Origin of the sequence: Thermococcus sp. 21S9 (assembly GCF_012027635.1) — an archaeon.
Taxonomy (GTDB): Archaea; Methanobacteriota_B; Thermococci; order Thermococcales; family Thermococcaceae; genus Thermococcus.
In genome coordinates this window covers 1,565,651-1,584,781 of the sequence record NZ_SNUS01000001.1, presented here as the reverse complement: position 1 = coordinate 1,584,781, position 19,131 = coordinate 1,565,651, and the positions used below count along the sequence as shown (strand labels likewise).

Below are 19,131 nucleotides of genomic sequence, written 5' to 3'. Positions count from 1 at the left end.
CCGCTCCGGGAGGGGCAGTTCCGGGCAAAGGTTTTTAAATCCATTCTCAATTCCCAACGCGAAGGGGCGGCTGGCGGGAGCTGGCCGTCACCGGGAGGTGGTTGTATGGCAAGGATGCACGCGAGAAAGAGGGGTAAGTCAGGCTCAAAGAAGCCTCCAAGGACCGCTCCGCCGACCTGGGTGGAGTACACCGCCGAGGAGGTTGAGGCTCTCGTCGTTAAGCTCAGGAAAGAGGGCTACAGCACCGCCATGATAGGAACGATTCTCCGTGACCAGTACGGCATACCGAGCGTTAAGCTCGTCACAGGCAAGAAGATAACCAAGATTCTTGAGGAGAACGGCCTCGCGCCCGAGTACCCTGAGGACCTCATGGCCCTCATCAGGAAGGCCGTCAACCTCAGGAAGCACCTTGAACAGCACCCCAAGGACAAGCACTCAAGGCGCGGTCTCCAGCTCACCGAGAGCAAGATTAGGCGCCTCGTCAAGTACTACAGGAGAACCGGAAAGCTTCCGGCGAAGTGGCGCTACGACCCGGAGCAGGCAAAGCTCCTCGTTCGCTGACCCTCTCCTTCTTCTTCCTTGGTGATGCCCCGTGGACAGGGAAGCCTTTCTGGAGAGGGTTCGCGAGGGAGCCGAGCTTATTAAGATGCACATCGAGTTAGGTCACACCATAAGGCTAATCTCGCACCGCGACGCGGACGGGATTACCGCCGGCGCTATTCTGGCCAAAGCGATAGCGAGGGAAGGCGGAAGGTTTCAGCTCAGCATCGTCAAGCAGGTCAGCGAAGAACTCATCGACGAGCTCGCGCGGGAGAACAGGGAGATATACGTCTTCAGCGACCTCGGAAGCGGTTCTATAGAGCTGATTGAGAAGAAGCTCGACGGGACGGTCGTCGTGGCCGACCACCACCCGCCGGAGGGAGACTTCTCGAGTGAATCCAAGGTTCTCATCAACCCGGTTCCCTTCGGGGCCAACAGCGTCCGCGATTTGAGCGGTTCCGGCGTCGCCTACTTTCTGGCCAGGGAGATGGACGGGAAGAACAGGGATTTGGCCTACGTAGCGACCGTTGGCGCGGTTGGAGACATGCAGGAGATAGACGGCACCTTCCACGGCCTCAACCTTGAAATCCTTGAGGACGGCAAAAAGCTCGGAATCCTCGAGGTCAGAAAAGAGTTGAGGCTCTTCGGCAGGGAGAGCAGACCGCTCTACCAGATGTTGGCTTACGCGACCAATCCCGAAATACCGGAGATTACCGGCGACGAGAGGAAGGCAATCGAGTGGCTCCGCGCGAGGGGCTTCGACCCGGAAGTCCACTACTGGCAACTCCGCGAGGAGGAAAAACGGAAGCTCCACGAGGCTTTGCTCGTCCACATGATAAAGCACTCCGCGCCGAAGGAGGCAATAGACAGGCTCATCGGCGACGTGGTGATAAGCCCGCTCTATCCCGAGGGCGACGTCAGGCACGAGGCGAGGGAGTTCGCGACACTCCTCAACGCTACTGGCCGTTTAAACGCGGGAACGCTCGGAGTGGCGATATGCCTCGGCGATGAAGACGCATACAAGAAGGCCAGGAAGATGCTCGAGGACTACAAGAGGGAGCAGATAGAGGCGAGGAAGTTTCTGATTCAGAACTGGAGCATGGCCGAGGAAGGCGAGCACGCCTACGTCTTCTACGCCGGCAAGAACATCCGCGACACACTCGTGGGCATAGTGGCGAACATGGCCATCAACGCCGGTTTGGCAAATCCCGAGAAGCCCGTCGTTGTGATAGCGGACAGCGAGGAGGACGAGAACCTCGTCAAAGCATCGGCCAGGACGACCGAGAAGGCCCTTAAGAAGGGCTACCACCTTGGAGAGGCCCTGAAGGAGGTCGCCGAGAAGCTCGGTGGAGAAGGCGGTGGCCACGCCATTGCCGCGGGCATAAGGTTCCCCAAGGGCAGGATAGACGAGTTCATCAGGTACTTCAACGAAGCGCTGGCGAAGCAGGTGAAGAGAAATGAGGATTGAGGCGAACGTTGAGATACGGTGGCACTACGGCGATGAACTCAAGGCCAGGGCAATAGCGGAGGCGATAGAGGTCGACAATGAGGCCATGCCGGCGGAGCTAAAGAAAAGTTTAAATGTGCGAACCCGATGGGTTGATGGAGACGTCATAACAAAGGTTAAATACTCGGGTGAGATTGAGACCCTCATCAAAGCGCTCGATGATTTGGTGTTTTCGGTCAAGGTCGCCGAGGAAATGACCGAAAAGGTGTGAATTGGAGGTGTTAAGATGGCAAGGGGTAACCCAAGGCGTAGGGCAGCCGCTACCAAGGATAAGTGGAAGATGAAAGACTGGTTCGTGATTTACGCTCCGGAGTTCTTCGGAAGCAAGGAGATTGGCCTCACCCCGGCCGACGAGCCGGAGAAGGTCGTTGGAAGGGTTATCGAGACGACCCTTAGGGACCTCACCGGTGACTTCACCAAGAGCCACGTCAAGCTCTACTTCCAGGTTTACGACGTCAAGGGCCAGAACGCTTACACCAAGTTCAAGGGCCACACCCTCGCGAGGAGCTACATAAGGAGTCTAGTCAGGAGAAGAACCACTCGCGTTGACGGAATTTTCAACATCACCACCAAGGACGGCTACAAGCTCCGCGTTATGGGCATGGTTATCGCCTACAGGCGCATTCAGACCAGCCAGGAGAGGGCCATAAGGAAGATAATGCAGGACATCATCTACAAGAAGGCCGAGGAACTCAACTTCGCCGACTTCGTCCTCCAGTCTGTCAACGGCCAGATTGCCCAAGAGATTGCCAAGGAAGCGAGGAAGATATACCCGATTAAGCGCGCCGAGGTTAGGAAGATTAAGGTTCTCGCCGAGCCGGAGGCCTGATGGCCTCCTGAAAAATCTCTTTTCTGGTTCCTCTCTGGCAAATTACCCACGCGTTCCAAAAGGCTTATTAACTTGCACCCCTACAAGTAACTTGCGGGGGTGCAAGTTGTGCTGTTCTCACCCTATCCAAAGACCAAACGGGAGGAACTCTTTGACAGAGATGAGGAGCTGAGAGAGATTAAACACGCCGTTGAGCGCGGGGAGAGGCTTATACTGCTGTTGGGCATCAGGAGACTTGGCAAAAGCTCGCTCCTCAACGTCGCGCTCAACGAGCTTCCTTATCCTTCGGTGAAGGTTGACGTGAGAAAGACTTATTCCGAGTATTCCTCCGTGAGCAGGTACGCGATAGGAAGGGCGATTGTCTCGTCTTTGGAAGGCAGACGTCGGCTTCTGGAGGAGCTCAAGGATTTTCTCTCAAGAATTCGCGGTATAGCCGTTTCGGGCCTGAGGATTGAAGTTTCCCCCAAGGGTTTCTCTCTCACGGAACTGCTCGAGGCCCTCAACGAATATGGGGAGAGAAAAGGTCGGTTGATTATAGCCTTCGACGAGGCTCAGTACCTCAGGTTCGGCGGTGCAACGAGGTACGACGGCATAATAGCCTACGCCGTGGACAACCTTGAAAACCTAACCTTCGTACTTACCGGCTCAGAGGTCGGTCTGCTCTTCGATTTCCTAAAGTTTCACGACCCGGACGCGCCCCTCTTCGGCAGGTACCACCACGACATCGAGCTCAAGAGGTTCCCGCCCGAGCTGAGCGAGGAGTTCCTCAGGAGAGGCTTTGAGGAGGCAGGTGTCCCGGTGGGAGACGATGAACTTAAGAAGGCCGTAGAGGAACTCGACGGCATACCCGGCTGGCTTGCCCTCTACGGATACGTCAGGACAACCCGCAACCTCGGTCATGACGATGCCATCGCGGAGGTTCTGAAGGAAGCCAGAACGGTAGTCGGCAGGGAGCTCTCAAGGCTGTTCTCATACAGCCCGCGCTATCGGGTGATTCTGAAGGCGGTAGCGCTCGGCTATTCCCGCTGGAGGGACATCAAGGACTACGTGACGATGAAGCTCGGCTATATCAACGACTCCAACTTTTCGGCGCTCCTGGAGAACCTCGTTAAGTCTGGCTACGTTGAGAAGACGGGGGAAGGGTATAGAATCCCAGACCCTGTTCTTGAGAGGGTTTTCAGGGAGCTTTGAAATCGAGAACCTTTTTAAAAGCCCTTCCAACTCCAGAGGGGTGAGAGAATGAAGTTCCTCGTCAAGACCCAGCGCGACATGGAGGCCGTTGCCGGCAACTACATCAGGGAGGCAATCCCCGATGCAGAGGTCTGGATTGCGCCGATGGGCTACACGGGATTGGTTTTAGTTGAGGCCGATGAAAATGCCCTCGAAAAGCTCCTCGAGATTCCCGAGGTCGAGAGGGTGATTCCGGTTCTGGTCGAGACCGAGGCCGACCTCGATAAGATAGCCGAGAGCGCCGAGAAGATTGCACACCTCATCGGCGAGAACGAGACCTACGCCGTCAAAACCAAGAGGCGCGGGAAGCACGACTTCTCGAGCATAGATGTGAACCGGGTTCTTGGGGCCAAAATCAAGGAACTCACCAACGCCGACGTGAACCTCAGCTGGCCCGACAAGGTCGTCCAGGTCGAGATAATCGGCGACAAAGCCTACATCTCCGTCCTCCCCGGCGAGGAATACAGGAAGTACACTCCAGACAAGATTGACGCGAGGAAGCTCTTCAGGAAGCTGACGATAGTTCAGATGCCCTACTGGGGCGATTATAAAGCCTGCAGGAAGTTCGGCGAGAAGATAGGTCGCGCGGCACAGGCCTTCGAGGTCAAGGAGCTCATAATAGCGCCCAAGGAGAAGATGGACGCCTTCGAGCTGATGGAGTTCCTGAGGGGCGTCAAGGCAGGCCAGGAGAGCCGTTACAAGATACAGCGCGAGGCCTATCCCTGGAAGGTGGAGAAGGTTCCAGTCTCGCTCTGGGACCTCTACCAGGTGATTCGCGACAAGAGGAGGAACAAGAGACTGCTCATAATCACAGACCCGAAGGGACCGACCCTGGCAGAGGTCAAGGAGGAGCTCGCCAGGGACCTGCACCACGCGAGGGAGGTAGTTGTCTTCATCGGCTCGCGCGAGGGAATCCCGCGCGGTCTGTTCCGGTTCGCTGACTACGTTGTCGACTTGGCCCCGTATATGACCTTCGCCACAGAGCACGGCATTCCGGCGACGCTCGTTTCCCTATGGGAGGTTTACGAGGAGTTCCTGAGGGAGAACGAGAAGGGGGAGTGACCCCCTTTTCTTTTTCTGGCGTCAGACCCTAAGGTCGTCCTCACCGCTCGGGAATCCGCCGTAGTCATCATCCGCCGTTTCGGTTTCTGGAGAAGAGGTTCTTAAAACTCACGAAAGGAGGTAGAATATCCCCGCTCCGGCGAGGCCACCGAGCAGGCTCGCGAGGAAGTTCGTCGAGTTGTTGTCGGTAACACCCTTGTTCTCAAGCGTCGCCCCTATGAGGCTGTCGAGGTTGACCCCGATGAAACCACCGAGCACAACGGCCAGGAACATCTGAGTTTTGTGGGCCGTCAGCGGGAGGGCAAACAGCGCTATCACCAGGCAACCAAGGAGGGCGAAGAGCTCACCGGCGAGTGAGATTGCTCCGTTGGTTCCCGGCCTTGCAGGTTTAAGGTTTGTGATGAGCCTCGGCTTTCTGCCGAAGACCTTTCCGAGTTCACTCGCCAAGGTGTCACCGTTCACGGTCGCTATCGCCGAGAAGGTCGCCGCCCAGAAGGTGTCCATCATGGAGAGCTTCTCGAGAAGGAGGAAAAGAACCACCGCAAGGCCGTTGCCAATCACGTTGCCCCAGCTTCTTACACCCCCGTTGGACTGCGCAACGCCCTTCTTCCGCTTTTCATCGTAGCGGTATTTGGTTGCAAGAACACCGAGGACCACGAAGGCGAGGAGCGCCAGGAATGGATAAATGCCACCGAGCTCGATGACGGCCAGACCGAGTAGGGATGCCGAGACCGCCCCCTTTCCGTCAAGGGCCCCGAACTTGTACGAGCCTACGCCAAGCACTGCAACGACTGCAACGTCAGTGATGAGCCTCTCAAGCATCCCTGACACCTGGGGTGAGTTATGAAGGGGGTTTATTACACTTTCCCCTAACGAGGTAGAAGAAAAATCAGAGGGCCTCGAATTTGACGGTCTCGGTGACGAAGGTTATGTCAAGGTGCTCTATTCCCGGTATCTTCTTGGTGACTTCCGCTATAATCTTCTCAAGTTCCCTCATGTCCTTCGGGCCGATTATGTGCAGAACCAGGTTGTGGGAACCGAGGGCACGCTGGATTATCTTGACGTTCTCGTCCTCCTTGAGGGTAGCGATTAGCTCACCGACGTCCACATCCGGCCTAACAGTAACACCGAGGATAACATGTATATAACCGAGGGCATCATAGTTGGGGATAACGGTGTACTTCAGGATGACGCCGTTCTGCTCGAGGCGGTTCATTCTCCTGGATATCCTCTGCCTCGTGGTACCGAGAAGCTCGGCAAGCTCCTTGTAAGTGAGACGGGCGTTCTTGGCGAGCAACTTCAAAATCCGAAGGTCAACGGCGGTTATTTTATCGCTCATTTGCTCACCTCCGTTTTAGTTACTGGGAGAGTTTGCCAACTCCTATAAAAATATTTCGTTTTTGAAAGCATTTATCGGTCATTCGGTTATTCTAAAGCGCCGATGCAACGGAGACTGCGGGGAAAAATGTAGAACAAAGTGTTAAGACAGAAGGCTTTTACTCAGGCATAATTACCGAGTTTTCGAACTCTCTGATTTGGAATCCCTTGCACGGTATTTCTCAACGCTCAGCTTGAGGGCTTCTCCCGCGTCTATCCCGTAGTGGTTGGCTATGCAGAGGAGGGCGAAGAGAACATCGCCAAGTTCCTCACGGAGTTTTTCCTCGTCGGCTTTTCCTTTGATTCCCTCGTAGCCGAGCATGGCGTCTGCAAGCTCACCAAGTTCCTCCGTTAGTGCGGTGAACATCTCGAAGGGCTTCCAATAACCACCGAGTTCTTGAATTAGCTCGTCAACGAGCTTCTGCCATTCATTCACCGAGGAGTTCCCCCCTGACCTTGGCGAGGTACTCTTCAAGGACGTCCCTCTTTGCTTTGTAGAAGCGCATTCTTCCCTCCTTCCTCTCCTCGACGAGGCCGAGGGACTTGAGCGTCCTCAGGTGGTGGCTTATGAGGGTCTGGTCCTGCTCGAGGGCCTCCGAAATTAGACACACGCAGAGCCACTTGTCGCGGAGGAGCTTGAGAATTGCAAGCCTGAGCGGGTTTGAAAGGACCTTGAGGAACTTCACGGCCTCATCGTCCACGGAGGGCTCAACGTCTGCATCGAGCTCGGGGATTCCACACCTCTCGACGCACCTCATAACGGTCTTCTTCTGCCTTTCGTCGAGCTTCTCAAAGAGCTCCCTGACCTTCACGTGCATCACCGAATGGATAATGCATCAGGGATTAATAAAACTTTTCATATGAAACTTAATCTACAACCTCTATTGGCAACTCAACGCCGTCGCTCGAGTAGGCCCTTACACTATCTTCCGTGAAAGGCCACGCTATTATGAGATGAACCCCGCCGAACTTCGAGAAGAACTCCAAATCGCCCTCGGACGGCCACGGAGCCGGGCTCGGATGCGAGTGAACCGTCCCCTTGATGCTCTCGTCGTAGGGGAGCATCCACGTGTCGAAGAATATGCTCCTTGGCCCCGCGTGCGGGTTCGGGGCTATCAGAACCTCCTCGAAGATTCCGTCCTTCTCCCTCAGGAAACCAGCGAACTCGTTGGGATACGCGCTCCTCGCGAGCTGAAGGAGGTACTCGAAGAGCTCGCGCCTAATCCTTACCTTCATACTTCCACCTCAAAAGGGAAAGAATCAGAGGACGGCGATGCACTCAATCTCAACCTTGACGCCCTTGGGCAGGTTGGCCACTTCAACGACCGCCCTGGCGGGCTTCGCCTTTGAGAAGAACCTCTCGTAGACCTCGTTGAACTTTGGATAATCGTTGATGTCGCTGAGGAAGGCGGTAACTTTGACCACGTTCTCAGCGCTTCCACCGGCCTCTTCAACTATCGCCAGCATGTTCCTTATGGCCCTCTCTGCCTGCTCCTCGATGGTTTCGCCCACTATCTCCCCGGTCTCGGGGTCAATCGGTATCTGGCCTGAGACGAACAGGAACTTTCCGCCCTCGACCAATATCGCCTGGCTGTAGGGCCCTATCGGCTTGGGGGCCTTCTCCGTGTAGACAACCCTCTTCTCCATCTCAATCACCTCCGTCAGCGAAGCGAAGATTCCTCATCGTTTCCTCGGGTGTCCTCGGCCTCATCATCCTTTCTTTTCGAGGTACTTCTCAAGGGATTTGGCGGGAACGTCAAGGTTGAGGCCTATCTTCTCGAGCGCTATTCTGAGGGCGTAAACCCTCGCGTGCTCCTCGAAGGGTTCATCAGCGTAGAGTGAAGGCTCGAACGCCTCGTAAACCTCTATGACCTTTGGAATGTCCGATTTCTTGACCTTCTTGAAGGCCGAGAACTCCTCCTTGATTCCCTCTACGTCTATGTCAGCGTAAACGGGAAGCTTTAGGGTAGCGGTTTCGTTTATGCTCGCGAGCAGTCTTGCCACGTCGAGCATTGGAGTTTTCTCGTCTATGATGAGCCTCTTGACGACTATCCAGCGCCCGTGCTTCGCGGTGAAGTTGACGTGTGGCTCCTCAAAGGGGAACTCCACGTCAACGCCTTCGAGGATTCCCTCGGGGTAATCGATTGGAACGAGGGGCCTGAGCGTCTCCCTGACGAGGTAGGCCTTGGCGACATCCACGAGGAGCTTCCTGAGCTTCTTGTCGGTCTCGTTCACGAGGTTGCCGAGCTTTCTCGCGGTTCCGGGGGACTTGAGGGCAACGACGGTATCGGCCAGCGAGTCCTTCCTGAGCTCCTCCGCGAGGGCCTTCACGCCCTCAACGTCTATTGCATCGCTCAGGTAGCCACCAACCCTCGCGTTGACCGTGTTTGAAACTCCAGCCAAAAAGTGCGCTATCTCTTCGTTCTCCATATCGGTCAGCTTTTTGGCGACGCTCCAGTCGCGATGTTTGGCCGTGAACGCAACGTGCTCCTCAACCTTCATGCTCTCACCTGATTTGAGTTCTCGTCCGGGCTTTTATCTTTTTCCACCGACGTCGAAAAAGGTTATAAATCGCCCGGTTCATTGGGTCTTAGAGATGAGAGAGGGAAAGGAGATGGGCGAGGAGGAGATGGTTAAGGAAAAACCCCTCCCGCGCGAGTACGGGGAAAATCTAGACCTCGGCGTCGAGTTCGAGACGACCGAGGAAATCAAGGTTCCCGAGAAACTCATAGACCAGGTCATCGGACAGGACCACGCGGTTGAGGTCATAAAAACGGCAGCAACTCAGAGGAGGCACGTTCTCCTAATCGGTGAACCGGGAACGGGCAAGTCAATGCTCGGCCAGGCGATGGCGGAGCTCCTTCCGACGGAGAACCTCGAGGACATTCTCGTTTTCCCGAACCCGGAAGACGAGAACATGCCCAAAATCAAGACCGTTCCGGCCTGTCAGGGGAGGCGGATAGTCGAGAAGTACCGTGAGAAGGCAAAGAGCCAGGAGAGCATGAAGTCCTACATACTGCTCTTCGTCATGTTCACCGTCATGTTCGCCCTCTTCCTGCAGTTCACGGCAACGACGCTCCTCATGGGAATCTTCGTCATAATCCTCACCATGATGGCGCTCTCGAACATGCGCTTCAAGAACACCGTCCTCGTCCCCAAGCTCCTCGTTGACAACTGCGGAAGAACCAAGGCCCCGTTCATAGACGCAACGGGAGCGCACGCCGGTGCACTGCTTGGGGATGTCAGACACGACCCGTTCCAGTCAGGCGGTCTCGGAACCCCCGCCCACGAACGCGTTGAGCCGGGAATGATACACCGCGCCCACAAGGGTGTCCTGTTCATAGACGAGATAGCCACGCTGACCCTCAAGATGCAACAGAGCCTCCTCACCGCGATGCAGGAGAAGAAGTTCCCGATTACGGGCCAGAGCGAGCTCTCGAGTGGTGCCATGGTGAGGACCGAGCCGGTCCCCTGTGACTTCATACTGGTTGCCGCCGGAAACCTTGACACGATAGAGAAGATGCATCCCGCGCTTCGCTCGAGGATTAGGGGCTACGGTTACGAGGTTTACATGCGCACCACGATGCCGGACACGATAGAAAACAGGAGAAAGCTCGTCCAGTTCGTTGCCCAGGAGGTAAAGCGCGACGGCAAGATTCCGCACTTCACTCGCGAGGCCGTCGAGGAAATCGTCCGCGAAGCCCAGAAGAGGGCCGGCAGGAAGGGCCACCTAACGCTACGCCTCCGTGACCTCGGAGGTATCGTCAGGGCCGCAGGAGACATCGCGATAAAGAAGGGCAAGAAGGTCGTCGAGCGCGAAGACGTTCTCGAGGCCCTCAAGCTCGCCAAGCCCCTTGAAAAACAGCTCGCCGACTGGTACATCGAGAGGAAGAAGGAGTACCAGGTCATAAAGAGCGAGGGAAGCGAAATCGGGCGCGTCAACGGCCTGGCAGTTATCGGCGAGGAAAGCGGTATCGTCCTGCCGATTGAGGCCGTTGTTGCCCCAGCGGCGAGCAAGGAGGAAGGAAAGATAATCGTCACAGGAAAGCTCGGAGAGATAGCGAAGGAGGCCGTTCAGAACGTCTCGGCCATAATCAAGCGCTACAAGGGAGAGGACATCAGCAGGTACGATATCCACGTCCAGTTCCTCCAGACCTACGAGGGCGTCGAAGGTGACTCCGCGAGCATAAGCGTTGCCACCGCCGTCATCTCGGCCCTTGAGAACATTCCGATAAGGCAGGACGTTGCAATGACGGGCTCGCTCAGCGTCCGCGGTGAGGTCCTGCCGATAGGCGGTGCGACGCCTAAAATAGAGGCCGCCATCGAGGCCGGCATAAAGAAGGTCATAATCCCCAAGGCCAACGAGAAGGACGTCTTCCTGAGCCCGGACAAGGCCGAGAAAATAGAGATTTACCCCGTCGAGCGGATTGACGAGGTGCTTGAGATAGCCCTCGAGGACTCGCCGGCCAAGGACGAGCTCCTCAGGAAGATTCGCGAGACCCTTCCGCTCGCCCACTGAGCGGTCTTTTCTACTTTTCGTTTCTCCCCCTCTTGGAATTCACATCCGTGTCCAGTAATGCTTAAAAAACGTCCCATCTACGTTACCCACGGGGGTGAGCTAATGCTCAAAGTTGAGAACCTTCACGTAAACGTTGAAGACAAGGAGATACTCAAGGGGGTCAACCTCGAGATTAAACCCGGCGAGTTCCACGTCATAATGGGGCCCAACGGGAGCGGTAAATCAACTCTCGCCTTAACCATAGCGGGTCATCCAAAGTACGAGGTCAGGGACGGAAGGATTCTCTTCGAGGGCGAGGACATAACTGGACTCGGCCCGGACGAGAGGGCAAAGCGCGGGATTCTGCTGGCCTTTCAGGTTCCGCCCGAGGTCGAGGGCGTTAAGATAATCGACTTCCTCCAGCAAGTTCTGGTTGAACTCAAGGGACTCGACCCGGTGGAGGCCTACGACCTTATAGTTGAGAAGGCGAAGGAGCTGTGGTTTAAGGAAGAGGATTTGCACCGCTACGTGAACGTCGGCTTCTCCGGTGGCGAGAGGAAGAGGCTCGAGCTCCTCCAGGCGGTTCTCATCGAGCCGAAGCTCCTGATTCTGGACGAGCCCGACAGCGGTGTTGACGTTGATTCCCTCAGCGTAATCAGCAGGAAGATTGAGGAGCTCCACGAGAGGGGAACCGCGATACTCCTGATAACCCACTACGGCAGAATCCTCGAGCACATCGACAAGAACAGAATCACCGCCCACGTCATGAAGGACGGCAGGATTGTGAGGACCGGCGGGGGAGAGCTCGTCGACAGGATAGACAGGGAAGGCTTCGCCGGAATCTTTGAGGAGGTGGGAGCATGACGGAAACGATAACCATGAGCGATGCGAAAGCTATAATCGAGAACCAGATTGAGGAGCTCGCGAAGAGGAACAAAGAGCCAGAGTGGATGACCAGGCTCAGGTACAAGGCGCTTGAGGCCTTCGAGAGGGCCCCTCTGAACGACCCGGTCATAAGCGAGGAGGAACTGCTCCAGTTCATAGCGAAGCCCGAAATCGAGGGCCTGCCCGAGAACATCGAGAGCCTCGACGACCTACCGCCTGAGATGAAAGCTTTGCTTGACAGGCTTGGAATCAGCGAGGTCGAGCAGAAGTACATCGCCGGCTTAGCGGTTCAGACCGACACCGGCGTTATCTACAACCAGTTCCTCCAGGAGTGGGCCAAGAAGGGCCTGATAGTCCTCCCAACCGAGGAGGCGGTGAGAAAGTATCCCGACCTCGTCAAGGAGCACTTCCTCAAGCTCTTCCGCGTTGACGAGAGCAAGCTTACGGCCTACCATACGGCAGTCTGGAACGGTGGAATCTTCCTCTACGTCAAGGAGGGCCTCAAGGTCCCGTTCCCGCTCCACCTGTTCTTCCTGATACAGGAGAGTGCACTGGCCCAAGCACCGCACATAATCATAATCGCAGAGAAGAACACGGAGTTCCACCTCATAGAGGGCTGTACCGCTCCAATTCTCGTCAAGCACTCGCTCCACCTTGACATGACCGAGGCTTATTTCCACGAGAACGCCAAAGGCCAGCTGACCGTCCTGCAGAACTGGCCGGAGTACGTCCACACGAGGCCCATGACGAGGGCGAGGATAGGAAAGGGGGCGCGCTTCATCAACACCACCGTCGGCCTCGGAACCGGAAGGAGCAACGTCGCAAATCCAAAGTACTGGGTTGATGAGAACGGCTACGTCGAGCTGAACGGCATTCTTCTCGGCCAGAAGGACTGGTTCGTGGACCTGGGCGGTGAGATGTACCTCCAAGGCAAAGGTGCCGGGGGAATAAACGCGAGCAAGGCCGTCATAATGGACGAGAGCACGGTTATAACGCGCGGAATCATAAGGGCAGAGGCGCCAAAGACGAAGGGCCACATAAGCTGTGACGCCCTGCTCCTCAGCGACAGGGCCACGATGGAGACCTACCCCGGGCTGGTCAGCAAAGTTGACGACGCCGAGCTGAGCCACGAGGCGGCGATAGGCAAGATACGCGAGGAGGAGCTGTTCTACCTCATGAGCAGGGGGCTCGACGAGGAGAAGGCGACACAGCTCATAGTCAAGGGCTTCCTCGAACCGATGCTCAAGGACATCCCGATGGAGTTCCTCGTCGAGATAAGGAAGATAATAGAGCTAGCGGTCAGCGGGGGCATGTGAGCCCCAATTTTTCACCATTTCAACGAGCTCCCACAGGTCCTTTACGTAGTAGTCCGCTCCTGGGACTTTCTCAAAACGGACGACGTTCACCGTCTTTATACCCGCGTTTTTTCCAGCCAAAACGTCGTTGGAGCTGTCGCCGACGATTAGAACCTCCTCCGGCTTCAGACCAAGGACATTCAGAGCCTTTTTGATTAGGTACGGATTGGGCTTAACGCCGTCGAGATAGCTGTAATCCTTCCCGAAGATTACGTCGAAATACTTATCGAGGTCAAAAGCTTTCAGAACGAGCTCAGTGTTATCTTGGGAGGCGTTGCTGACCGCCCCCATCTTCAGTCCGAGTTTTCTCAGCTCCCCAAGGGCCCCAACGTCTGGAAACGGCTTGATTTTCCCCGCACGAAGAAGCCTCTCACGGTACGCCCTGTTGGCCCTGTCCATGGCCTTCCAGAACTCGACGTGGTCGATTCCAAAGCGCTCGACGTAGGTTCGCGAGAGTTCGCCCCGCACAATCCTCCTGAATGTCTCCCAGTCGAGAACCACGCCGAGTTTTTCCATCGCCGGCCTTCCGACCTCCTCGTACCAGCGCTTTAGGGTGTAGCCCTCGTAGTAGACGAGGGTTTCGTCAACATCAAAGATTAGACCGCGAAGCATCACGACCCCCAGAGAAGTTGGAAGAGGGGGTTTAAAGGCCTAATCCTCAAGCCTCTTCAGAAGGGCGAACTCCCGCGGGTCCCAAGCGAGCTCGTCGGTGACGAGGTAAACCCTGCCCCCCATGAGAATCGCGTAGTCGCGGACGTCGTTGAGGAACTTCACGAGGGCAGTGAAACCGTTGTGGAGCGCCAGGTACTCCGGACACGCTATGACAATCGCCTTGTCCGGGTCGCTCTTGAGGCTCGCCACGATGCCCTCAAGGATTCTGTGGAGCTCCCTCGGGCCGAAGAAGCCCCTTGCAGCGCTCACTGTCACGAGCTCCCACCCTGGCGGGACCCTCGCGCCGGCTCTGCCGATGACGACCGCCCTCTCTTCGGGAATCTCCTTGATGGAGTGGACTATCTTGAAATGTCCCATCCCGGGCTTGTCCACAAGGGCCCCCGCGAGGAGGGGAGCAAGTGCCTTCAGCATCTTCCCACCGCCCTTCTTTGGAAGTTGGAGTTTATATCCCTTTTTTGTAAGTGGTTATGTAGGTGCGTCCTCGGTCAAGGCCGATTTCATCACACTTCAGCCGGTTAATCCATCGTCATCGGAGCTAATGAATAAAAGATGCAAAATTTAAAAACTTGTTGGAACTCAGAAGAGTTCCTCGAGCTTGACGTCAATCTTGTCCGGGTTGAAGGGAAGCACGTGCCTCGTTGTTTTCGGCGAGAAGACCTCTCCGCGCTTGACGAGCTCCATAACGTCCTCCTTGGTCGGGGCCTTCCTGATGAAGACGTAGTCAATCTCGCCCTTGGCCATGTCTTCCCTCGCGTCCTCCTTGAGGCCGTAGTAGATGAGCTCTATCCTGCCCTCCTGGTTCATCTCGTCGAGAACCCTGCTTACTATCTTCTGCTCGTCGAGGCCTCCGGGGATTGCGAAGCTCTTCTCGCCGACTATGGCGAAGGCAATCTCACCGCGCTCGGCCTTCTCCTCGGCCTCGGGGTCCTCAACGACCTCAAGGCCCTCCTTCCTGAGCCTTTCTATAACCTCATTGAGGTCGCCCTTGAAGGCCGGATACCAGGTGTAGACCTTGACGTCGTCGCTGAAGTAGTCGAGTATGACTGAAGGAGCGCGCTTGGCGCCAAGCTTCTGGAGGCCGGCCCAGCGGTGGTGGCCGTCAACGATGAGGTACTCGTCCGTTCCCGGAATCTTTGCGAGGAGCATCGGCTTCCAGAAGAGACCGGAGCCGGTAACGCTCTCGATGAAGTCCTCGAGCTCCTTCTGAACGAGTTGCTCGTGGGGCTTCATCTTGTCAAGCTCGATAAAAACGTAGTCCACCTTGACGGTCGGAATGTCATACTTCGGAACCTTCTCAACTCCCATTCTCAAACCCCCCATGACTATGCAGATGGGAATCGAATCGCTCAATAAAAAGCCTTTCCGTTGAAAACTCCAACACTTTTGTGGAGATTCGTAGGATTCTACTCAAAAAACCCGAAAAATCTCCTGGGATAATGGTTAAAACCCCGAAGGTGTATCCAACTTCAATGAGGAACGTAGCGGAGTTGCCCCTCCACGGCGGTCACGTTCCTGCGTGGCTTGCCCAGAGGATGAGAAAGCTGACGAGGTTAGTCTTGATTCTCGCCGTTGACGAGTACGGCACGAGGGGCTTACTTGAGAGGCTCTCCGACCCGGTCTGGTTCCAGGCCTTCAACAACCTCATCGGCATGGACTGGGATTCATCGGGCTCGACGACGGTGACGGTGGGCATGATAAAGGAGGCCCTCTCACGGGAAGAGCTTGGCGTTAAGGTGGCAGGTGGCAAAGGAAAGGCGAGCAGGAGAACACCGGAGGAGTTGAAAACCATAGCCGAGCACTACGACCTCGACCCGGGGCCGTACATTAGAACGTCCCGGCTCGTCGCGAAGGTTGACACCGTAGCCTTCCAGACGGGCTACCAGCTCTACCACCACGCATTCTTCCTCGATGAAGAGGGCAACTGGGCGGTGATACAGCAGGGAATGAACGAAAAAGCCAAACTTGCGAGGCGCTATCACTGGTTTGACGCCGAAACCTTCACCCTCGACCCCCACAAGGCGATAGCGGGAATCCGTGCCGAGTTGGCCCTCAACACGGTCTCAAAGGACTCCAGAGAGTTCCAGGGAACGCTCCTCGACCTCGTGAGTGAGGAACCGGAAAGGGTGGCGCGCGAGGTTGAGACGATAAAGGCCCTCGCGAAGGGCTACCGTCCGCTGGTCTATTACCGTCCGAGGGATGTCGATGAAAGGGCCATTTTAAAGCGCTACGAGAGCCTCGGGAAGCTGGAACTCAACCGAAGGGCCCTTGAATTCGCGAGGGAACTGAGCGTCGGGAACTACGAGGAACTCCTTCTCCTCAGAGGACTCGGGCCGAGCACGCTGAGGGCACTTTCGCTCGTGGTCGAGCTGGTCTACGAAACTCCACCGAGCTGGAAGGACAGAGTGACTCACCCACCGGACCCCTTCAAGTTCACCTACGCTGTTGGCGGAAAGGACCGCGTTCCGTTCCCGGTTGAAAGGGGAACCTACGACGACCTGCTATCTTTCCTTGAGAAGCTCGTCGAGAGGAACCGCGAGGAACGGGCACTCGTTAGAAACGTCGCGAAGATTACACGGAACTGGAAGTTCCCTAGCGAGGAGAAAACCCCAACACCCTAAGGTATACTTTAACGTCCATATTAGCACTTCGATGTTCATCTTTTCGCCCAGGTAAGGTTATAAACATCGCCGAGAAGGAAGAGCGGTGAGGTTCATGGCGCTGAGCGACAGACTCGAACTCGTCAACCCTTCTGAGATTAGAAAGCTCTTCGACCTTGCCCAGGGCGTTGAGGGTCTCATATCACTTGGAATCGGCGAACCAGATTTTGACACGCCGGAGCATATAAAAGAGTACGCCAAGGAGGCCCTTGATAAGGGCATGACTCACTACGGCCCGAACGCAGGTCTGCCGATGCTCCGCGAGGCGATATCGAGGAAACTTAAGGAGCAGAACGGCATCGAAGCCGACCCTACGAGCGAGATAATGGTGCTCGTCGGGGCGAACCAGGCTTTTCTCATGGGTCTCGCCACGTTCCTCAAGGACGGAGAGGAAGTCCTCATCCCAAGCCCTATGTTCGTCAGCTACGCTCCAGCTGTTATTCTCGCCGGCGGAAAACCGGTTGAGGTTCCGACCTACGAGGAGAACGAGTTCCGCCTTTCCGTTGACGACCTCGAGAAGCATGTGAGCGACAAAACCCGGGCGCTCATCATAAACACTCCCAACAACCCGACCGGCGCGGTTCTGACTAAGAAGGACCTTGAGGAGATTGCAGACTTCGCGGTCGAGCACGACCTCATCGTCTTCAGCGATGAAGTTTACGAGCACTTCGTCTACGATGGTGCAAGAAACTACAGTATAGCCTCCCTCGACGGCATGTTCGAGCGGACAATAACGATAAACGGCTTCTCCAAAACCTTCGCCATGACCGGCTGGCGCCTCGGCTTCGTCGTGGCTCCCGCTTGGATAATCGAGAAGATGACCCGCTTCCAGATGTACAACGCCACCTGTCCGGTTACATTCGCCCAGTATGCCGCTGCAAAAGCCCTCGACGACCCAAGGAGCTGGAAGGCAGTTGAGGAGATGAGAAACGAGTACGACAGGAGGAGGAACCTCGTCTGGAAGCGCCTCAACGAGATGGGCCTACCAACGGTGAAGCCCAAGGGAGCGTTCTACATCTTCCCAAGGATTAGGGACACCGGCTTAACAGATAAGGAGTTCAGCGAGCTCATGCTGAAGGAAGCCAGGGTCGCGGTCGTTCCGGGTTCGGCATTCGGAAAGGCCGGAGAGGGCTACATAAGGATAAGCTACGCAACAGCTTACGAGAAGCTCGAAGAGGCTATGGACAGGATGGAGAAGGTTCTACGGGAGAGAAAGCTCGTTTAATCCCCTCCTTTCTTTACTATTCTCTCAACTACGCGGTGAACGTTTCTCGCGCCCAATATGTTTAGGACATCAACATAGCCAAGCTTGACCTTTCGGATGTTGCCCCTCTCATCAAGGTGGTGCAGGAGTGTATCCCCGTTCTCGACAGTTACCCAGTAGCGCCCGTCAACAACCGAAAGGCGCCGGTTGATAACATTGAGAAACTTTCTTTGATGCTTCGAAATCTTATCTCGAATTTCTCCTGGAATTACGTCGTCGCTGATGTGAATCATCCGCAGGTAGGAACTGAACGTTGCCCAATCGGATGGGCTTGGACTATCCTCGAGCCTCTGGAGGAGCGGGTAATCTTCAATCACCATCAGGCGCTGAATGTCCCTTCTAAGCTCCATCAAATCGGACCTGAGACGCTTAACGGTCTCCTCAGGCAGTTTCACCCTCATCGCTTCCACAGTTACCACCGCGTCCCGGTCGAGACAATTCATTATAACGTTTCTTTATGTAGGTATTGAACGGAGAACAACTTTTGTGATTACATACAAGTAGTTGTTAAATTACTACACCCACAACCACAAGAAAGTTGAAAAAGTGACAAAAGTTCAATCAAAGGGAATTCAGCTCAACCTCAACGTTCTTACCATCCAAGCTTATCTCCGCGTAGTAGCCCCTGAAGAGCGGGCCGGGGTTGACGATTACCGTCTCCTTAACCCTGTCAATACTCCTTGCTTCGTGGATGTGGCCTGTGATAACAAGCGGTGGTCGCTTTTCCTCGATGAACCCTCTCAGCGCGGAACTTCCCACGTGAAGACCCGAGTGGACGCGGTCAGCCTTCGTGTCTTTCGGCGGGACGTGGGAGAGGATGACGTCGCCGGGGCGGTAGTTCCTCAGCAGGATTTCTCGGATTTCGTCCTCGCTGAGCTCCCAGATTGTGTTGAAAGGCGTTATGTTAGAACCCCCGACTCCAACGAAGCCAACCCCGTTGAGCTCTCTTCTCCTGTCGTGAATCCAGATTCCAAGTTCGTCGAGCAACTCCGGAACGTCCCTACCGTCGCAGTTGCCGTGAACCGCGAGTATTGGAACGCCGGTTTCAAGGAGTGGTTCAAGGACTTTCCTGGCCGTTTCAGCCCCCGAAAAGTGGGTTATGTCGCCCGCTATGAGGAGTGCGTCCGGTTTCTCCTCCACGATTAACTCGGCGAGCTTCCGGCTCATTTTCACGTTGCCGTGAATGTCTGTTATCGCGACGAGCCTCATCTTCTCACCTCCGTAACCGAGAAGACCCGATACGCTTAAGTTTTAC

The 19,131-nt window shown here is 55.7% G+C and carries 23 protein-coding genes; 11 read left to right on the top strand and 12 right to left on the bottom strand.

What is annotated here, in order from left to right; genetic code table 11:
* The first annotated feature begins 105 nt into the window (after window positions 1–105).
* From E3E28_RS09000 to E3E28_RS08975, 6 genes are all read left to right on the top strand, one after another.
* Window positions 106–561, top strand: coding sequence for a 30S ribosomal protein S15 (locus E3E28_RS09000; RefSeq protein ID WP_167914802.1), 456 nt, complete (start codon window positions 106–108; stop codon window positions 559–561).
* 31 nt (window positions 562–592) lie between these two features.
* Window positions 593–2,008 (top strand): DHH family phosphoesterase, encoded by a 1,416-nt coding sequence (locus E3E28_RS08995; RefSeq protein ID WP_167914801.1) that lies wholly within the window; start codon window positions 593–595, stop codon window positions 2,006–2,008.
* The gene (locus E3E28_RS08990; RefSeq protein WP_099210509.1) at window positions 1,998–2,258 is read left to right on the top strand and encodes a KEOPS complex subunit Pcc1; all 261 of its coding nucleotides are present in this window, start codon (window positions 1,998–2,000) and stop codon (window positions 2,256–2,258) included. The genes E3E28_RS08995 and E3E28_RS08990 overlap by 11 nt, the downstream gene beginning before the upstream one ends.
* A 15-nt stretch (window positions 2,259–2,273) precedes the next feature.
* A complete protein-coding gene (locus E3E28_RS08985; RefSeq protein ID WP_099210511.1) occupies window positions 2,274–2,876 on the top strand; it encodes a 30S ribosomal protein S3ae in 603 nt (200 codons plus the stop codon).
* Between the two features lie 99 nt (window positions 2,877–2,975).
* Complete coding sequence (locus E3E28_RS08980) at window positions 2,976–4,067, top strand: ATP-binding protein (RefSeq protein ID WP_342764490.1); 1,092 nt, start codon at window positions 2,976–2,978, stop codon at window positions 4,065–4,067.
* Window positions 4,068–4,115: 48 nt separating this feature from the next.
* On the top strand, window positions 4,116–5,168 hold the full coding sequence (locus E3E28_RS08975; protein WP_167914800.1) for an SPOUT family RNA methylase: 1,053 nt from the start codon (window positions 4,116–4,118) through the stop codon (window positions 5,166–5,168).
* 108 nt (window positions 5,169–5,276) lie between these two features.
* Here E3E28_RS08975 and E3E28_RS08970 read toward each other — a convergent pair whose 3' ends face one another.
* From E3E28_RS08970 to E3E28_RS08940, 7 genes are all read right to left on the bottom strand, one after another.
* Window positions 5,277–5,990: a TIGR00297 family protein gene (locus tag E3E28_RS08970; protein WP_167915382.1), complete on the bottom strand. Its 714-nt coding sequence runs from the start codon at window positions 5,988–5,990 to the stop codon at window positions 5,277–5,279.
* Between the two features lie 67 nt (window positions 5,991–6,057).
* Window positions 6,058–6,507, bottom strand: a complete 450-nt coding sequence (locus tag E3E28_RS08965) for an Lrp/AsnC family transcriptional regulator (protein WP_042689512.1) — start codon at window positions 6,505–6,507, stop codon at window positions 6,058–6,060.
* 171 nt (window positions 6,508–6,678) lie between these two features.
* The gene (locus tag E3E28_RS08960; protein ID WP_342764489.1) at window positions 6,679–6,981 is read right to left on the bottom strand and encodes a MazG nucleotide pyrophosphohydrolase domain-containing protein; all 303 of its coding nucleotides are present in this window, start codon (window positions 6,979–6,981) and stop codon (window positions 6,679–6,681) included.
* The gene (locus E3E28_RS08955) at window positions 6,974–7,357 is read right to left on the bottom strand and encodes a metalloregulator ArsR/SmtB family transcription factor (protein ID WP_167915380.1); all 384 of its coding nucleotides are present in this window, start codon (window positions 7,355–7,357) and stop codon (window positions 6,974–6,976) included. Before E3E28_RS08955 ends, E3E28_RS08960 begins: the two co-directional genes overlap by 8 nt.
* A gap of 55 nt (window positions 7,358–7,412) precedes the next feature.
* Window positions 7,413–7,781: a Mov34/MPN/PAD-1 family protein gene (locus tag E3E28_RS08950; protein WP_167914799.1), complete on the bottom strand. Its 369-nt coding sequence runs from the start codon at window positions 7,779–7,781 to the stop codon at window positions 7,413–7,415.
* A 24-nt stretch (window positions 7,782–7,805) separates the two neighbouring features.
* A complete protein-coding gene (locus tag E3E28_RS08945; protein WP_167728484.1) occupies window positions 7,806–8,192 on the bottom strand; it encodes a RidA family protein in 387 nt (128 codons plus the stop codon).
* Between the two features lie 63 nt (window positions 8,193–8,255).
* Window positions 8,256–9,047 (bottom strand): DUF2666 domain-containing protein, encoded by a 792-nt coding sequence (locus tag E3E28_RS08940; protein WP_167914798.1) that lies wholly within the window; start codon window positions 9,045–9,047, stop codon window positions 8,256–8,258.
* A 112-nt stretch (window positions 9,048–9,159) separates the two neighbouring features.
* On the opposite strand from E3E28_RS08940, the gene lonB reads away from it, so the two are divergent.
* The 3 genes from lonB (at window position 9,160) to E3E28_RS08925 (ending at window position 13,244) form a co-directional block, all read left to right on the top strand.
* Window positions 9,160–11,064, top strand: a complete 1,905-nt coding sequence (gene lonB / locus E3E28_RS08935; protein WP_167915379.1) for an ATP-dependent protease LonB — start codon at window positions 9,160–9,162, stop codon at window positions 11,062–11,064.
* 102 nt (window positions 11,065–11,166) lie between these two features.
* On the top strand, window positions 11,167–11,907 hold the full coding sequence (gene sufC / locus E3E28_RS08930; RefSeq protein ID WP_167914797.1) for a Fe-S cluster assembly ATPase SufC: 741 nt from the start codon (window positions 11,167–11,169) through the stop codon (window positions 11,905–11,907).
* Complete coding sequence (locus E3E28_RS08925; RefSeq protein ID WP_167914796.1) at window positions 11,904–13,244, top strand: SufD family Fe-S cluster assembly protein; 1,341 nt, start codon at window positions 11,904–11,906, stop codon at window positions 13,242–13,244. The genes sufC and E3E28_RS08925 overlap by 4 nt, the downstream gene beginning before the upstream one ends.
* On the opposite strand, the gene E3E28_RS08920 is transcribed toward E3E28_RS08925, so the two are convergent.
* The 3 genes from E3E28_RS08920 to serK form a co-directional block, all read right to left on the bottom strand.
* Window positions 13,221–13,895 carry an HAD family phosphatase gene (locus tag E3E28_RS08920; protein ID WP_167914795.1) on the bottom strand — a complete coding sequence of 225 codons (675 nt, stop codon included), beginning with the start codon at window positions 13,893–13,895 and terminating at the stop codon, window positions 13,221–13,223. The genes E3E28_RS08925 and E3E28_RS08920 overlap by 24 nt on opposite strands.
* Before the next feature lie 39 nt (window positions 13,896–13,934).
* Window positions 13,935–14,366: a DUF835 domain-containing protein gene (locus tag E3E28_RS08915; protein ID WP_167914794.1), complete on the bottom strand. Its 432-nt coding sequence runs from the start codon at window positions 14,364–14,366 to the stop codon at window positions 13,935–13,937.
* Window positions 14,367–14,531: 165 nt separating this feature from the next.
* On the bottom strand, window positions 14,532–15,260 hold the full coding sequence (gene serK, locus E3E28_RS08910; RefSeq protein WP_167914793.1) for an L-serine kinase SerK: 729 nt from the start codon (window positions 15,258–15,260) through the stop codon (window positions 14,532–14,534).
* A gap of 164 nt (window positions 15,261–15,424) precedes the next feature.
* On the opposite strand from serK, the gene E3E28_RS08905 reads away from it, so the two are divergent.
* Both E3E28_RS08905 and E3E28_RS08900 read left to right on the top strand, forming a co-directional pair.
* The gene (locus tag E3E28_RS08905) at window positions 15,425–16,573 is read left to right on the top strand and encodes a DUF763 domain-containing protein (protein ID WP_167914792.1); all 1,149 of its coding nucleotides are present in this window, start codon (window positions 15,425–15,427) and stop codon (window positions 16,571–16,573) included.
* Window positions 16,574–16,667: 94 nt separating this feature from the next.
* Complete coding sequence (locus E3E28_RS08900) at window positions 16,668–17,837, top strand: pyridoxal phosphate-dependent aminotransferase (RefSeq protein WP_167915378.1); 1,170 nt, start codon at window positions 16,668–16,670, stop codon at window positions 17,835–17,837.
* On the opposite strand, the gene E3E28_RS08895 is transcribed toward E3E28_RS08900, so the two are convergent.
* Both E3E28_RS08895 and E3E28_RS08890 read right to left on the bottom strand, forming a co-directional pair.
* A complete protein-coding gene (locus E3E28_RS08895; RefSeq protein WP_167914791.1) occupies window positions 17,834–18,295 on the bottom strand; it encodes a hypothetical protein in 462 nt (153 codons plus the stop codon). The genes E3E28_RS08900 and E3E28_RS08895 overlap by 4 nt on opposite strands.
* 142 nt (window positions 18,296–18,437) lie before the next feature.
* Window positions 18,438–19,085: a metallophosphoesterase gene (locus tag E3E28_RS08890; protein WP_167914790.1), complete on the bottom strand. Its 648-nt coding sequence runs from the start codon at window positions 19,083–19,085 to the stop codon at window positions 18,438–18,440.
* Window positions 19,086–19,131 lie beyond the last annotated feature (46 nt).

What these genes read in the sequence shown, in the direction of transcription:
- E3E28_RS09000 (WP_167914802.1), top strand. Translation starts at nt 106, where the DNA reads ATGGCAAGGATGCACGCGAGAAAGAGGGGTAAGTCAGGCTCAAAGAAG.
- E3E28_RS08990 (WP_099210509.1), top strand. Translation starts at nt 1,998, where the DNA reads ATGAGGATTGAGGCGAACGTTGAGATACGGTGGCACTACGGCGATGAA.
- E3E28_RS08985 (WP_099210511.1), top strand. Translation starts at nt 2,274, where the DNA reads ATGGCAAGGGGTAACCCAAGGCGTAGGGCAGCCGCTACCAAGGATAAG.
- E3E28_RS08975 (WP_167914800.1), top strand. Translation starts at nt 4,116, where the DNA reads ATGAAGTTCCTCGTCAAGACCCAGCGCGACATGGAGGCCGTTGCCGGC.
- E3E28_RS08970 (WP_167915382.1), bottom strand. Translation starts at nt 5,990, where the DNA reads ATGCTTGAGAGGCTCATCACTGACGTTGCAGTCGTTGCAGTGCTTGGC.
- E3E28_RS08965 (WP_042689512.1), bottom strand. Translation starts at nt 6,507, where the DNA reads ATGAGCGATAAAATAACCGCCGTTGACCTTCGGATTTTGAAGTTGCTC.
- E3E28_RS08950 (WP_167914799.1), bottom strand. Translation starts at nt 7,781, where the DNA reads ATGAAGGTAAGGATTAGGCGCGAGCTCTTCGAGTACCTCCTTCAGCTC.
- E3E28_RS08945 (WP_167728484.1), bottom strand. Translation starts at nt 8,192, where the DNA reads ATGGAGAAGAGGGTTGTCTACACGGAGAAGGCCCCCAAGCCGATAGGG.
- E3E28_RS08940 (WP_167914798.1), bottom strand. Translation starts at nt 9,047, where the DNA reads ATGAAGGTTGAGGAGCACGTTGCGTTCACGGCCAAACATCGCGACTGG.
- lonB (WP_167915379.1), top strand. Translation starts at nt 9,160, where the DNA reads ATGGGCGAGGAGGAGATGGTTAAGGAAAAACCCCTCCCGCGCGAGTAC.
- sufC (WP_167914797.1), top strand. Translation starts at nt 11,167, where the DNA reads ATGCTCAAAGTTGAGAACCTTCACGTAAACGTTGAAGACAAGGAGATA.
- E3E28_RS08925 (WP_167914796.1), top strand. Translation starts at nt 11,904, where the DNA reads ATGACGGAAACGATAACCATGAGCGATGCGAAAGCTATAATCGAGAAC.
- E3E28_RS08920 (WP_167914795.1), bottom strand. Translation starts at nt 13,895, where the DNA reads ATGCTTCGCGGTCTAATCTTTGATGTTGACGAAACCCTCGTCTACTAC.
- E3E28_RS08915 (WP_167914794.1), bottom strand. Translation starts at nt 14,366, where the DNA reads ATGCTGAAGGCACTTGCTCCCCTCCTCGCGGGGGCCCTTGTGGACAAG.
- serK (WP_167914793.1), bottom strand. Translation starts at nt 15,260, where the DNA reads ATGGGAGTTGAGAAGGTTCCGAAGTATGACATTCCGACCGTCAAGGTG.
- E3E28_RS08905 (WP_167914792.1), top strand. Translation starts at nt 15,425, where the DNA reads ATGAGGAACGTAGCGGAGTTGCCCCTCCACGGCGGTCACGTTCCTGCG.
- E3E28_RS08900 (WP_167915378.1), top strand. Translation starts at nt 16,668, where the DNA reads ATGGCGCTGAGCGACAGACTCGAACTCGTCAACCCTTCTGAGATTAGA.
- E3E28_RS08890 (WP_167914790.1), bottom strand. Translation starts at nt 19,085, where the DNA reads ATGAGGCTCGTCGCGATAACAGACATTCACGGCAACGTGAAAATGAGC.